This window comes from Thiorhodococcus drewsii AZ1 (assembly GCF_000224065.1).
GTDB classification, from domain to species: domain Bacteria; phylum Pseudomonadota; class Gammaproteobacteria; order Chromatiales; family Chromatiaceae; genus Imhoffiella; species Imhoffiella drewsii.
On record NZ_AFWT01000048.1, the window covers coordinates 1 to 14,556 of the forward strand.

General features: G+C 61.9%; 8 protein-coding genes and 1 pseudogene. 5 read left to right on the top strand and 4 right to left on the bottom strand.

The window, feature by feature from the left end; translation table 11 throughout:
* Positions 1-1,423: 1,423 nt before the first annotated feature.
* The 3 genes and pseudogenes from THIDRDRAFT_RS20550 to THIDRDRAFT_RS20565 all read right to left on the bottom strand — a co-directional run bounded on the left by THIDRDRAFT_RS20550 (position 1,424) and on the right by THIDRDRAFT_RS20565 (position 4,412).
* Positions 1,424-2,678: pseudogene (locus THIDRDRAFT_RS20550) on the bottom strand (IS256 family transposase).
* A 358-nt stretch (positions 2,679-3,036) separates the two neighbouring features.
* A complete protein-coding gene (locus tag THIDRDRAFT_RS24135) occupies positions 3,037-3,693 on the bottom strand; it encodes a class I SAM-dependent methyltransferase (protein WP_007042843.1) in 657 nt (218 codons plus the stop codon).
* Positions 3,690-4,412, bottom strand: a complete 723-nt coding sequence (locus tag THIDRDRAFT_RS20565; RefSeq protein WP_007042844.1) for an N-acyl amino acid synthase FeeM domain-containing protein — start codon at positions 4,410-4,412, stop codon at positions 3,690-3,692. Before THIDRDRAFT_RS20565 ends, THIDRDRAFT_RS24135 begins: the two co-directional genes overlap by 4 nt.
* 256 nt (positions 4,413-4,668) lie before the next feature.
* Between THIDRDRAFT_RS20565 and THIDRDRAFT_RS24140 the strand changes: the two genes are divergently transcribed.
* From THIDRDRAFT_RS24140 to THIDRDRAFT_RS20590, 4 genes are all read left to right on the top strand, one after another.
* Positions 4,669-8,475, top strand: coding sequence for a phosphorylase family protein (locus tag THIDRDRAFT_RS24140; RefSeq protein ID WP_007042845.1), 3,807 nt, complete (start codon positions 4,669-4,671; stop codon positions 8,473-8,475).
* Positions 8,476-8,617: 142 nt separating this feature from the next.
* Positions 8,618-9,382, top strand: coding sequence for a hypothetical protein (locus THIDRDRAFT_RS20580; protein WP_007042846.1), 765 nt, complete (start codon positions 8,618-8,620; stop codon positions 9,380-9,382).
* Positions 9,383-9,447: 65 nt separating this feature from the next.
* Positions 9,448-10,209 (top strand): autoinducer binding domain-containing protein, encoded by a 762-nt coding sequence (locus tag THIDRDRAFT_RS20585; protein ID WP_007042847.1) that lies wholly within the window; start codon positions 9,448-9,450, stop codon positions 10,207-10,209.
* Positions 10,210-10,335: 126 nt separating this feature from the next.
* Positions 10,336-11,526: a DesA family fatty acid desaturase gene (locus THIDRDRAFT_RS20590; RefSeq protein WP_007042848.1), complete on the top strand. Its 1,191-nt coding sequence runs from the start codon at positions 10,336-10,338 to the stop codon at positions 11,524-11,526.
* On the opposite strand, the gene THIDRDRAFT_RS20595 is transcribed toward THIDRDRAFT_RS20590, so the two are convergent.
* On the bottom strand, positions 11,496-12,605 hold the full coding sequence (locus THIDRDRAFT_RS20595) for an SGNH/GDSL hydrolase family protein (RefSeq protein WP_007042849.1): 1,110 nt from the start codon (positions 12,603-12,605) through the stop codon (positions 11,496-11,498). The two genes, THIDRDRAFT_RS20590 and THIDRDRAFT_RS20595, sit on opposite strands and share 31 nt — an antisense overlap.
* A gap of 97 nt (positions 12,606-12,702) precedes the next feature.
* On the opposite strand from THIDRDRAFT_RS20595, the gene THIDRDRAFT_RS20600 reads away from it, so the two are divergent.
* Positions 12,703-14,547, top strand: a complete 1,845-nt coding sequence (locus tag THIDRDRAFT_RS20600) for a carbamoyltransferase family protein (RefSeq protein ID WP_007042850.1) — start codon at positions 12,703-12,705, stop codon at positions 14,545-14,547.
* Positions 14,548-14,556: the final 9 nt, after the last annotated feature.

The following is a 14,556-nucleotide window of genomic DNA, read 5'->3' on the forward strand; positions in this document are numbered from 1 at the left end:
CCCGTTCCGCGATGGAGAGCAAGTGAACGATCAGTCAGATCGGATCGCCGCCTGATGAGGGGCCATACACCAGATTTGACATTAACTCTAGTCGTCCAAGAAGCGGCCGCAAGCCTCCAACTGTTGCCAAACGCACTCTTCTAGGAAGCAGTTGTCCGGGAATGGCGATTCACAGCGCTCGTACCAGCACAATACAGCTGCACCAGCAGCTAAGAGTACCGCCAAAGAGAGCGCTAGACGTTGCCGCATGCTTTGGCGCCCAGCGCGGCTGGGTCGTTGAAAGATGGGAGACATCGAGTCTAGCCGAGCGAGAAACTCAGTTTCCGGCCGATCCCTTTTGCGACGCCTGAAGATCGTCGGCCGAAAATAAGCTTCTACTACAACGTGGTCGCAAGGTTGCGCGATATCGAAAAAGCGCTCCAAACCTCGACCGCCTTGGATCGCGGATGAGGCTGCGATCGAACCGTTCGTAGGAGAGGGTAGTTGAGGATGGTGAGGTTTAGCGTATCGAGCATTAAACTGAAACATGCGAACCGCGCGCCCTTGCAGATGTCCGCATTAGTCAACGGTAGCGCGAGCCGCGTCCATAGACCGGAGCGCTCACCGAATCTTCTCTAAGTACTTTTGGCCGCTCTCCGGAAGGACGCAAGCTTGAATGTGGTGGAGAAGGAAACATTTTCTCTGAACGCTCCGAAACAATGCTCCAATGTTCGGCCGCTTCAGCCCCGTACTTGGATAGAGGACTTCCCCCAGTGGCGGATTGACATATCAATTCCAGAAGACTCTCTCGCAAGGCAGGGTATAAGTCCCGTTCTGCAGTGTCACATAGTTGACGTAATGCCCTCACTGATTGAGGTTCATCACCAGCGATATGCTCGGCCAATCTCTGAAAGTCAGCGCGAAAGCGCCAGACCGCATAATCGACTTGATCCGCCGCTGACCGCGCGTAAGATTCGTCTGTCTTAGTTGGTCGTCCGGCCATGTAATTGTCCTCATGGCAGCCGACACTTAAGGAACGCGTGCCTCGCCACCCAAGTTGGAGTTGACGCCAAGGATGCCGAAGGTCCGAACAACCCCTTCGCCTGCGCCGTAGAATACGATGCACTATCCCAGCATATTCACGGTTAGTGTTCATTATGGCCGCGAATTCTAGCATTAAGACCACTGGGCGTACACTCGATGCGCGAACATTTCGGACTAGCGGTAGGTACGGCTGTTGAACTTAAGGTGCAGAGGCCAGCCGGATCATGTTGATGAACTGATGTTACGCATCCCCCTTTCGGCGGGCGACATCTGGAGAATGACTGAGTTCGGGCGATTGGTTCTCGCCGGTTGCTTGCGACCTGAGTGAGGAATGCCATACTGACTCATGATGGGATTCCATACCGAAGACTTAATGTCAAATCTGGTGTATGGCCCCTCATCAGGCGGCGATCCGATCTGGCTGATCGTTCACTTGCTCTCCATCGCGGAACGGGACGTTATTGTACGACCAGTTCCAGTTTTCCAAATCCCTTGATGCGTCTCCAGTTCTTCTGCGTCGACTGGAGCAGCTTGAAGACCATCGCCAGCGTGGTCTCGCGTGCCCCGCAGTTGCGGGTGCGGTTGGTGCGCAGGCGCACGGTGGCGAAGGTCGATTCGATCGGATTGGTGGTGCGAATATGCCCCCAATGCTCGGCCGGATAGTCGTAGAAGGCGAGCAAGGTCTCCCGATCCTTGGCCAGGCAAGCCATGGCCTTCGGATATTTGGCCTCGAAGCGCTTGAGGGCGCGCTCGAATGCCTGGTTGGCCGATGTGCGGGTCTCGGCCATCCAGATCTCCTGCAGGTCGGCCTTGACCTTCGGCTGCACGGACTTGGGCAGCTTGGCGAGCACATTGGCTGTCTTGTGCACCCAGCAGCGCTGGTGGACGGTGTCCGGATAGGCCTTGGCGAGCGCCTTCCAGAATCCCAGCGCCCCGTCGCCCACGGCGAGCTTGGGGCCAGCCGTCAGCCCACGCTCGCGGAGGCTGGTGAGCACTTCGCCCCAACTGGCCTCGGACTCCCGATAGCCATCCTCGACGGCGACCAGTTCCTTGTGCCCATGCTCGGTGACGCCGACGATCACCAGCAGACAGACGCGATCATCCAGGCGCACGTTGCTGTAGACGCCGTCGGCCCACCAATAGACGTAGCGCCGATCGCTGAGGTCGCGCTGACTCCAGCGCCGATGCTCCTCGCTCCACTGCTGCTTGAGACGCACGATCGTGTTGGCCGACAGCCCCTTGGCTCGATCACCGAGCAACGCCGCGAGCGCCTCCTGATAGTCCCCGGTCGAGATCCCCTTGAGATAGAGCCAGGGGATCAGTTCCTCGACGCTGCGCGAGCGCTTCAGATACGGCGGCAGCAGGCTCGAGTGGAAGACCGCTCCACCACCACGACGGTCACGGACCTTCGGCACCTTCACCGCGACGTCTCCCAGGCCCGTCTGCACCGTCCGTTCGGGCAGGTAACCGTTGCGGACCACCGCTCGACGCCCATTCTCCAGGCGCTGGTCGGCATACCCGGCCAGAAAGCTGGCCAACTCCGCCTCGACGGCCTGAGCGATGAGCTCGCGCGCCCCCTTCCTGAGCAACGCATGCAGCGGGTCGTGCCCCTCGATTTCTGGTTGTGAAAGAACTTCAAGCGTAGACTCGGTCATGGCGTATCCACCTCTGTCGTCTGTGATCTTGGTCGTGACCAGTCGACAGGATACGCCATCCCTCCTCGGGCTCCTGTACACCAGAAATCACAATAACTCCCCCAGCTGCCCTACGCGCGGCCCAGCGCTGGTTGAGGGATGCGATTGGAGGCGAACTCCAGTCGCTGGTCCAGCAATTGGATCCGAGGGTTCGAGCGGCCGGCGAGCTGAATACCGACTCCGACTCGGGGTCGATGCGCATTAAATGGGTGTCGGACGATCCTTCGTGCGGAGCGCTCGGAGAGCGCCCCTTTGCCCATCCCTTTCACTGGGCTGGCTTCGTCTGTATTGCCTGACAGCCCTTGGCGTGCCGCCCGATTCAGGGCTTCGACAGCACCAGCAGGTTGACGCCTCCCAAGTAATGGCGCTGGTGACATTCCAGTACCTCGAAGCCCGTGTCGCGCGATTGTCCGATCAGCAGGTCCATCTCCACGAAAGCGGCACCTGGATTGCCGGCGAACTCCAGATTGAGACGCTCGAATTCGGGAAAGTCAGGGTGTGCCAGCAATTCCCTGGACGATTCCCGGAGCAGGCGCTCCATGTCCAGTCGCGGGTTGGGCGTCACCAAGACGAAGCGGCCCCCCGGGCGCAGGATGTGATGGATATGTGCCAGGACGTCGAGCGGACGTGGCCAGGCATAGTAGCTGTGAATGGAGACGGCGCTGTCGTATTGCCCCTGTACCGTTTCGATTGCGCCCTGCTCGATCTCGAATCGATCCCGATCCAGCCGCTCGATCGTCCAGCGCGCCATCCGCACCATGTCCGGAGCCAGATCCACGCCGGTGTAGGACGTCACCGCCATATCGTCGGCCAGGAAGGGTGCGATCCGGGCGGTGCCGCAGCCACAGTCGAGGACGTCACCGTCGAGCTGCGCCGCCGCCTCGCGATAGAGGGACAATTGGAAGGAGGTCGTGACGGAGGCATGGGAGCGGGCGTAACCGTTCCAGACCCTGGATGGATAGGCCTCGGCGCTCATCGTTCGTCCTCCCTGCGGACCCGGACGGCCGACGTGTCGTCGGGCTGGCTCGCTCCGCTCCAGGAGAAGAAGCGCGGCCGGGTCCTGTCGAGCCACCACTCCATGCACACGTAGGGATGATTTCCGCCGAAGGTGAGATCGGGGAACGTCGTTGCCACCTGGGCGTCCATCAACCGCTTATACAGCGTGACCTTGTTGTCCGGGACGAACATCAGATAGAGCTGGATGCCCCAGCTTGCGCCGAGCTCGAAATAGGCCCGGTAAAAGGCATTGAGTAAGCCCCGGCCCTCGTCGTCGATCATGAACCGGCCCAGCTCCGCGAACGGGATGCCGTCGCGCCGATAGCCGTCCACCAGCCGATCCACCAGGCCGGCCTCGGGAACGCCCAGGGCGCCGTCAAAGGCGATCCGCGCGGTCGCGCACACCCGTCCCTCGGGGGAGCGGGAGAAGATGACGCAGGATTGGGCGTCGTAAGGGTCGTTGCGCACGGTATTCACGTCCGGAAACTTGCGCGAGTAGACGTGCTGACGCAGATCCGAGATCCCGTCTCGGATGCGACGCTGCTCGATACCCTCGGACCCAAGCTCCAAGACGAGCTCGGTGCGTCCTCGATTCACTCGGATCTCGCACAGGCTTCCCTGAGTGTCGCTCCAAGGCGGGGCGACGCACGCCGCTGCCGGCAGCCTGTCGAGAGCTGCCGCTGGGTTCTGAAGTGTCATGCTTTGACCTCCGTTCGAAAAAGAAAACAGATGGTCAAGACGTCCTGACTGCTCATGCGCAGAGGTCAAGTTATCCCGGAGCGTGGGTGTTGGGAGAACGGTTAAGACACTTTTAAGGCGGTTAAGCGGCTGCCTGGCAAAGCTGTCCGCTCGGCTATATACAACTTCATTCAAACACATCAAACAATACGCTGCTTGATCTCCCGGCTAGAACGCGGATAGACTGGCTCTGGCCGTACACATCAGGAGCACCCTCATGCCCTCGCTCTCGCCCTATTTCGCTCGTAATAGCCTCAAGCGCCTGAGTCTCTCGGATGCTGTTCGCCAACACGCCGAGCGCCTGCTGGACCTGGCCGGGGACGACCACCGTATTCAGGTCGCCCGCATCCACGAGACCATGTTCCCCCTGAGTACCCCTGCGAGTGCGAACGCCGCCCTGAACCGCTTGCTGCGTACCATCAACGACGCCGCAGAGACCCAGGGTCTGGCCCTGCGCGCCGAAATCACCGCAGATAAGAAGGCCGGCCCGGCCAAGCGCTTCGTCTGGTTCGACGGCCCCCTCCCGACTCCGGCTCCCGCCTATACCGGGGAGCTGAACGCCATCCCCGCCGGGCAATTGGTGACGGATCAACGGGGTCTTCCCCAGGAATCCCTGCCAGTCGTCGTCCTCATAACCTTTAATCCCCACGAGACCGCCGCTGTCATCGCCGGCTTCCACCCGCAGGGGACTCCCCCCACCGAGACCCGCAATGGCATGACCTACAATCGTCTGGGTATCCACGGCGGGATGCAGATCATCCAGCGGGTCAGCCGCCAGGGGGAGGGCGAGGCCCAGAATGCCGCCCGAGACGCCATCGCGGATTGGGCGCCCAAGGCCATCATCGGGGTCGGCATCGCCTTCGGGGTCAACCATGCTAAGCAGGCCATCGGCGACGTGTTGGTCTCCGAGGCCATCAGGGGCTATGAGTTGGGCCGTATGAACGCGGACGGCACCTTCGACCTACGCGCCGACAAGCCACCCGCCTCTCAGGTCCTCCTGAATCGTTTCAACCACCTGCACCAGACCCGCCAGGCGGACTCCAACGCCTGCCTCAACTGGCCGGTGGTACGCTTCGGCACCCTGCTCTCCGGCAACAAGTTGGTCGATAATCTGGATTACCGCACCAGCCTCCTAAAGCTGGAAAAGGAGGCCATCGGCGGCGAAATGGAGGCGGTGGGTATTCAGCTCGCCGCCGGGCGCTTCAATCTGGACTGGATCATCGTCAAGGCGATCTGCGACTGGGGCGATGGCAACAAGGGCACGAAGAACAAGGAGAGAGACCAGGAATTTGCTGCCCAAATGGCTGCTCTGGTAGTCCGCACCGCACTGGCCCTCGGCAGCCTCTACGAGTCCCAGCAACCGCCGACACCTGGCATCAGGCCCTCGTCTGAAAGCGCTCGCCTCGCTGAAGGTCTGCCCCCCGAGGCCAGACTCATGGGTCTGCGCGACCACGACGCCATTAGCACCAAGCTCCTGATTCCCGACGCACAGGGCCTCCTGTCCACCATGGATAAGGACGCCGAGGCCCTGCACCGGAGCGGGCATCAACAGGGCGTCGATGTGATGGACTATCTGATGCAATGGGTAGACGCCCCCGATGCAGCACCCCTCTTCACCTTGCTTGGCGAGTACGGCATGGGGAAAACCGTCACCTGTCAGCGCCTTGCAACGATCTTGGACGAGCGCCGCAGGGCCGACCCAACGCTGCCCCTGCCGCTGTACTTCGACTTGCGCCTTGTCACCGGCCTGGATCAACGGGTGCCAAAACTCAGGGACATTGTCGAGGAGTGCATGGCGCGGGGCTGGGACGACCAGGGGCCCGGCGAAGGCTATTTGCTGGCAGATGTCCACCGATGGATCGCGCAGGGGGCATTGGCCATCTTTGACGGCCTCGATGAGGTGCTCAACAGGCTCACCGAGGCGGACGGACAGGTCTTCACCCAGGAGCTGTTGCGCCTCCTTGCCTTCGCCCGGAACCGTCGACGGGCAGATGGGCTTCCGGGTCGATTCAAGGCCCTGATCTCCACGCGTACCCAATACTTCCGCACCCTGCGCGACCAGCAAAATCACTTCACCGGCCAAGAACGCGGCGAGTACCGGGCAGATGCCTACCGGGCACTCGTCCTGCTCCCGCTTTCGGAGGAACAGGTCGAGCGCTATCTCGCCGCCGCACTCCCAGGAATTGAACCGGAGACTCTGCTGGACACCGTCCGGTCCGTCCATAACCTCACGGAGCTCACCCAGCGGCCTTACACCCTGAGGCTGGTCTCTGAGTTCATACCGGAGATTGAGCAAGACCGCTTGGCCGGGAAAACGATCTATGGCGTCACCCTATACCGCCGGATGGTCCAGCGCTGGCTGGAGCGCGATAGCGGCAAGCATCACATCCGCCCGGAACACAAGCTGATCCTCGCACGCCACCTGGCTGCCTTCCTCTGGCAAAGCGGAGACGGTCGCCTCCCAGCGGAGCGCATCGAGCGCTGGTTTCACGCCTGGCTGGAGTCCGAACCGGATCTGCACCGTCGTTACAGCCGTCTTCATCCTGACCAGCTCGAGGAGGATCTGCGTAACGCCACCTTCCTCGCCCGTCAGGACGACCCGAGCGGCAGCAGTTTCCGGTTCGCCCATACCTCCCTCTTGGAGTTCTTCCTCGCCGACTATCTGCTCCAAGCCCTGCGCGACCAGGCCCCCGAGCGCTGGGCGATCAAGCGCCCCAGCCAGGAGACCCTGGACTTTCTGGGCCAGTGTCTGGCGGAGGCTGCCGACCCGATCCTGATTCGGACCCTTCAGGGCTGGCGGACCACCTACCGTCCCCAGACCAGCGAGCTGCTCTTGGCCTATGCTCTGTGCGCCCAGGACCGTGGATGGCCTGTGCCGGTGCTGCGCGGTATTGCCTTGAACGGGGCGAGACTGGAGGCGCTGAGCATCCGCTCGCCACTCGGCTCCCCCTTGCTGGATCTGAGCGAGGCGAACTTCAGCGGGGCGAGCCTGCGCCGGGCGGTGTTCGAACGGGTGCAGCTCAGCGGGGCCAGCTTTCGCGACGCCCAACTGGCCCAGGCCAACTTCCTGGACTGCGACGCGATCCGGGCGGACTGGAGCGGCGCTGAGTCCACCGCCACCATTTGGCGCAACACTCGCCTCCAAGCCACCCTGTGGCACGACGCCCGCGGTTACAGATCCCAGTTCTTGGCATGCGATGAACCACCAATCGCATCGCCGCACACGGCCCCAACTGGATTCGTCCTGCCTCAAGGTGCGCAATCCTCCGATCGGCTCGTCCCCGTCGAGCCCCTGGATGAACGAAGGGCCTGCTCCACGCTGCGCATGCTGACCGGACACAACGGCTCGGTGCTGGGCTGCGCCGTCTCGCCGGACGGTCGGCAGTTCGTCTCGGTGGGTGGAGACCGGACGGTGCGGGTGTGGGATGCGGCCAGCGGCGAGGCGCTGCTGAGCCTCTCCGGTCACCAGGGTGGGGTGAGGGGCTGTGCTATTTCGCCCGACGGTCGGCGTCTCGTCTCGGCGGGTGGCGACGGGACGGTGCGGGTGTGGGATGCGGCCAGCGGCGAGGGGCTGCTGAGTCTCTCCGGCCACCGGGGCGGGGTGAGGGGCTGCGCCGTCTCGCCGGACGGTCAGCGTCTCGTCTCGGCGGGTGGAGACGGGACGGTGCGGGTGTGGGATGCGGCCAGCGGCGAGACGCTGCTGAGCCTCTCCGGTCACCAGGGCAGGTTGTTGGGCTGCGCCGTCTCGCCGGACGGTCAGCGTCTCGTCTCGGCGGGTGGAGACGGGACGGTGCGGGTGTGGGATGCGGCCAGCGGCGCGCCACTACGAATCCATGCCGTCTCCGGTCGCGGATATGAGGGCCATGCCGTCTGGGAACCCTGCGAGAACCGCCTGATCGAGGCCTGTGGCGACGCTTGGCGCTGGCTCGCCTGGGTGCACCCAGGCCCTGATGGTTGGCCTGAGCGCCTGCCCCTGGAGACCTTCGGCCCCATGCCAGAGCCCCATCGCCTGTGCCGGCTCTGATTTGTTGGGTCTACTCCGAGTCTCACCCTGATGCGGCGCTGAAGATGTTCAATGTTTCTATGACGTCGCTCGCTTTCCCGGCAGGGGCGACTCCGGTATTTTTGAGCCTCTTAGTCCCTATCGCGGTTGGAAGTGAGCCTCAATGGCAGCTCGACGAAATCGCTGCGTGAAGCTCGATGCCGAGAAAGTGCGCTCCTATGCTCGCAGGCTAGGGGTTGAGTCGCCGCAGCAACTGGAGGTCCTCTACCGAAAGCGGATCCATGTGCCCGAGACGATGAGCGTCGGCGTCGTGCGCAAGGCATGGAACGGGGAGTGCGTGGATAAGGAACCGGCCCGCAAGCTCGCTGCCTGTCTCGGCTTGGACGATTTCTTGCCGCTGTTGCAAACGGATCCCGAAATCAGTCCTTGGGGCCGTTTGATGGCCGACGCATCGTTGCGGGCTGGCATCCTGAAGTTTGTTCCGGCAGCGGAGACCGATCTGCGCCTGGTGCGTCTGGAGAGCGGGTCACGCGAAGATGGGTTGCCCAGAGTTTCGTTGAATACCGCCTGGTTTCTTCTCTGTTCCGGGCGGCGCGACCAGGAAGTGTTTCTGCTGATTCGCAGTCGCGATCGGTTCGTGCAACTGGCGCCTTTGGATGGAGCGCATTTCGTCAATCGTTTCGAGGGGAGGGAGCTGCGCTATCCCGCCCAAGGAAACCTGGAGTTCGAGTCCGCTGACGGCACGGGGTGGCGTCAGTTCGTGGCGGTGCGCGCACATCGCATTCCCATGCCCTTGCGGGGGCCGCTCACCGGCTATGACCTCACCTTGAGCGAGCTGGATCAGCTTGCGCTGCGACTGCTGACACCGGTTCAAGGACGCCCCGAAGAACTCGCCGTGGATACCTTCGATTTCGTGCTCGACCGTTGACCGGCATTTCCACTCCACATCATCTGTATCATCTGTCTGCACTTCGCGGTTAACGAGTCCAACACATGCAACTGATTGTCGATTACGTCAGCGAGCTCTGTGCCGCCGAGGGTGTCGAACAATGTTTCGACGCATTGGAGCGAGCCGTCATCCGACTTGGATTCGACGGTGTTATCTATAGTTCGTATCTCCTGTGTTCACAAAAGGAAGAGGGCGCCTCTCCCGTACTCCTGCGCTCGGAAGGCTTCGATGCGGCCTTTTTGAAACACTATGTGGAAGCCGGGCTCACTGACCAGGACTTCACCATCAAACGTATCCTGCAGGGTAACGTAGAGCCGATCGATTGGTGGCTCGAGGACGAGCGCGGGATATTGGAGCCACAGGAGCGAACGGTCATCGAAATCGCTCGCCACGACTACGGTCTACACAATGGGATCTCTATTCCGACACTCAGCGACAAGGAGGAGATCGCTGGCGCCAGCCTGGTGAGCAACGACAAGGAACCGGGTTTCCGCAAGCTGCTCGATGAGCATTTCCAGGTGCTGCGCAACCTGGTTCGTCTATTTCACGACCGTATCTATGCCGATCCTGTCTGCCGCAAGACCATGATGCTCGCGCACCTCTCGGACCTTTCCGAAAAGGAGCGCAAGATCCTGGAGTTCCTGGCCACCGGACGTCCGTTGAAAAACATCGACGGCAAGGACATCACGCCGGCTTACGCCAACAAACTGCTGGGCGGGCTGTCCCAGCGACTGGGAGCGACGAACCGTCAACAGTTGCGCTACCTCTTGGGGCTTTATCGTATTCATGATTTGTGGGCGTCGTGATCGCGTGGCCGGGAATCTCTGGATTGAGTAGATCACCCGATTGGAAAAGTGACGATTGCCTAGACCTCGGAAAAGACCGATCAAGTCTAACGTTCTTCGCTCCTTACCCAGATCCCCGGAGATTCCATGACCTTCTACGGCATCCTCGATATCGGTGCCTGGCAGGCGGTGCTTGTCACCCTTGTCCTGACCCACGTGACGATCGCGGCAGTGACGATTTTTCTGCATCGATCCCAGGCCCATCGCGCGGTCGATCTCCATCCGATCGTGTCGCATTTCTTCCGTTTCTGGCTCTGGCTCACCACCGGCATGGTGACGATGGAGTGGGTCGCTGTGCATCGCCGTCATCACGCTCGATGCGAGACGGCGCTGGATCCGCACAGCCCTCAGGTCCTCGGTCTGAGCAAGGTGCTTGCCGAGGGTGCCGAACTCTATGCCGAGGCGACGCGTGATGCCGATACCCTGGAGCGTTTCGGAAAGGGGGTGAAGAACGATTGGTTGGAGCGCAATCTCTACAGCAGCCGTCTCCGCTCGCAGGGCCTGGGTCTGATGCTGCTGGTCGATCTGCTCTTGTTCGGCGTCTATGGCCTTGTCATCTGGGCCGTGCAGATGCTGTGGATTCCCATCTGGGCGGCCGGCGTGGTCAATGGCATTGGCCATTACGCGGGCTATCGGAACTTCGAAACACCGGATGCCTCGACCAACTTCATGCCCTGGGGAATCCTGATCGGTGGCGAGGAGCTGCACAACAATCATCACGCCTTTCCGAGTTCGGCGCGGCTGTCGTCCAAGTGGTGGGAGTTCGATCTGGGTTGGTTCTACATTCGGCTGCTCGCCATGCTGGGGTTGGCGAAGGTGAGACGGGTCGCGCCCGAGCCGATCATTATTCCGGGAAAACGGCAGCTGGATCTGGACACGCTGAGCGCCATCATCCTGAGCCGGATGCACGTGATCGCCCGCTATGGAAAGGAGGTGCTGACGCCGGTCGCCCGCGCGGAACTCTGTCACGACGCGCAGCATTGCCGGCGGCTCGTGCGCAGGTCGAGAAAACTGCTGGCGAAAGAGGGCAAGCGTCTGGATGAGGCCGCGCGGCTGCGTGTCGAGCAGCTACTGTCTCAGCACCAGACATTGGCGACGGTCTATCAGTTTAAGGAACGCTTGCAGGAGATCTGGGACCGGCGTGCCCCGACGCATGAGGCGCTGCTCGATCGGCTTCAGGATTGGTGCCAGCAGGCGGAGGCAACGGGCATCCAGGCGCTTGAGCACTTCTCGCTCAATCTGCGCGGCTATTCGCTGTCCGGGACCCGTGCCCTTTGATTGGGAGTCTTTCCGCCGAGCCTGCCCGTGAGTTCCAGGCTGTCGAGGCAGTGGTCGAGGGATCGACAGAGGACTTGGTGTCCCTTGGGGCTGTAGTGGATACCGTCTCGAGCGAGGAACAGGGCATCCAGATCGCTTTGGCGGGCGAAATCGTCGTAGGGGTCGCAGTAGCGCAGACCGCGTTGATCGAGCAGTTCACGGACCAGCCTGCGCGGCGCGTCGAATTCCGAGGGGTTGCGCAGGGCGTTCAGCTCCGGAAAGAGAATGAAGCCGAAGGGGATATCCCTGCCTTTGAGCAACGTCGAGAATGCGTCGAGCCCAGTCTCGAAACGCTGCCGGTTTGCGTCGGACTGCCAGCCCGCGACCACGGTGCGCATCCACTTCGTGTGATACGCCTCGCGCTCGTCGGTATTGAGCATGGCATAGGTGAACCGCGTTCGGATCTCACGCAGGAAGCGCACGGCATAGGTGCGGCCGATGCGCTCCTGCATGCGGGCGACCCAGTCGGGCTTGTGCCACTCCGTGGCATAGCGCTGAGCACGTCGTGCCGGTCCGTTATCGTCCATCGATGCGAAGTCGTTCAGTGTGATGCCGACCAGGACCGCATCTGGATCCGTGCCCAGGAAACCCTGACGTGCCAGCGCCAGGTAGTGGCCGAAGGTATAGGAATTCACGCCCAGGTTGAGTAGGCGTCGGCCCTTCTGTCCGGCTTCGTCCGCGCTGTCGAGGCACTCCGTGAATCGGTCTTCCTGGCGCACGCCTGCACCGAACACGACCGAATCGCCCAATACGGCGATCCGCACGCCATCGCTGGGTTGTGCCGCAAAATCGCGATCGCGGAACCCCTGAGCGTTGATCTCGATCGGGATATCCTGGTACGCGGAGCCCTTGAAGTGTCCCGAGAAGTTCGGTTGGTAGCCATAGCCCAGTTGGGGGTGCGCGACGATGAGGCCCGCAGGATAGCCGTAATCGCTGATCGGTTTGCTGATCTCCAGTGTGTAGAACGCAAATCCCGCCCCTTCCAGAAGAAGGAAGAGGAACAGCAGCCAGACCAAAACGAACAGCATTCTTCTTCGCATCACGGCATCCGCAGGTTGTCTTTCCCGGCCACTGAGTCAGCCCATTGGGAATTCGCTATACTGCGCGCCCAATGTCCCTGTCGGTCCAGCGAAGTTCATGGCTGTCAATATTCTCGGTATCTCCGCATATTATCATGACAGCGCTGCGTGCCTGGTGCGCGACGGCGAGGTCCTGGCCGCCGCGCAGCAGGAGCGCTTTTCGCGCAAGAAGCATGACGCAGACTTTCCGGTCGAGGCGATCGGCTACTGTCTGGAGGAGGGCGGTCTTGCGCTGGCGGATCTCGATCATGTGGTCTTCTACGATAAGCCGTTGATCAAGTTCGAGCGTCTGCTGGAGACCTATCTGTCCTATGCGCCTAGCGGACTGCGCTCATTCCTGGCCGCCATGCCGATCTGGCTGAAGGAGAAGCTCCTTCTCAAGAGCCTGCTGCACAAGGAGCTCGCTACGCTCGGCGGCATCGAAACGGCGGATCTGCCGCCGCTGCTCTTCACCCAACACCATCAGGCGCACGCGGCATCCGCATTCTTTCCGAGTCCCTTCGAGCGCGCCGCCGTGCTCTGCATGGACGGCGTCGGCGAGTGGGCGACCACCTCGGTCTGGCTCGGTGACGGCAATCGGATGACGCCTCAATGGGAGATCCAGTTCCCGCACTCACTGGGGCTGCTCTACTCGGCCTTCACCTACTTCACCGGCTTCAAGGTCAACTCGGGCGAGTACAAGCTGATGGGGTTGGCCCCCTACGGCGAGCCGAAGTACAGGGATCTGATCCTCGATCACCTGCTGGCACTGAAGGACGACGGCACCTTTCGCATGGACATGCGCTATTTCAACTACGCCAACGGTCTGACCATGACCAACCGGGCCTTCGATCGGCTCTTTGGCGGTCCGCCGCGCCGACCCGAGTCGCCGGTGACGCAGCGGGAGATGGACCTGGCCAGTTCCATTCAGTCCGTGACGGAGGAGGTCGTGCTGCGCCTCGGGCGGACGGTCCATCGTGAACTGGGCGTCGATCACCTCTGTCTGGCCGGAGGCGTGGCCTTGAACTGTGTCGCCAACGGTCGATTGCTGCGGGAGGGGCCATTCAAGGAGATCTGGGTTCAGCCAGCGGCGGGCGATGCCGGTGGTGCTCTGGGCGCTGCGCTATCGGTCTGGCACCAGTATCTGGACCAGCCCCGCAGCGGCGCTGACAGCGACCGCATGCAGGGCGCTTATCTGGGTCCGGCCTTCGACAATGACCGGATCGAGCCCTATCTCAAGGGCGCGGGAATTCCGTATGTGCGCCTGGATGACGATGCCTTGATGGCGCGTCTGGCGGCGTTGCTCGACGACGAGCAGGTCATCGGCTGGTTCCAGGGCCGCATGGAGTTCGGCCCGCGCGCACTGGGCGGGCGCTCCATCATCGGCGATCCGCGCAGCGCCCGAATGCAGTCGGTGATGAACCTCAAGATCAAGTATCGGGAATCCTTCAGACCCTTCGCACCGGCAGTCTTAGCGGAGCAGGTGTCGGACTGGTTCGAGCATGAGGGGCAGAGCCCTTACATGCTGATGGTCGCGCCGGTCGCTGAATCCAAACGTATCGCCATGACCGAGGATCAGCAGCGGCTGTTCGGCATCGACAAACTGAAGGTGCCGCGCTCGCAGATCCCGGCCATCACGCATGTGGACTACTCGGCCCGGCTTCAGACCGTGCATGCCGAGACCAATCCGCGCTTTCATCAGCTGATCGCGGCCTTTGCCGAGCGCACCGGTTGTCCGATGTTGGTCAATACCTCGTTCAACGTGCGCGGCGAGCCCATCGTCGGCTCTCCCGAGGATGCCTATCGCTGCTTCATGCGCACCGAGATGGACTATCTGGTGCTGGAAAATTGTCTGATCGCCAAGTCCGAGCAGCCCGCGCAACCGCGCGATCAAAGCTGGCAACACACGTTCGAGCTGGACTGAGGTACCGCC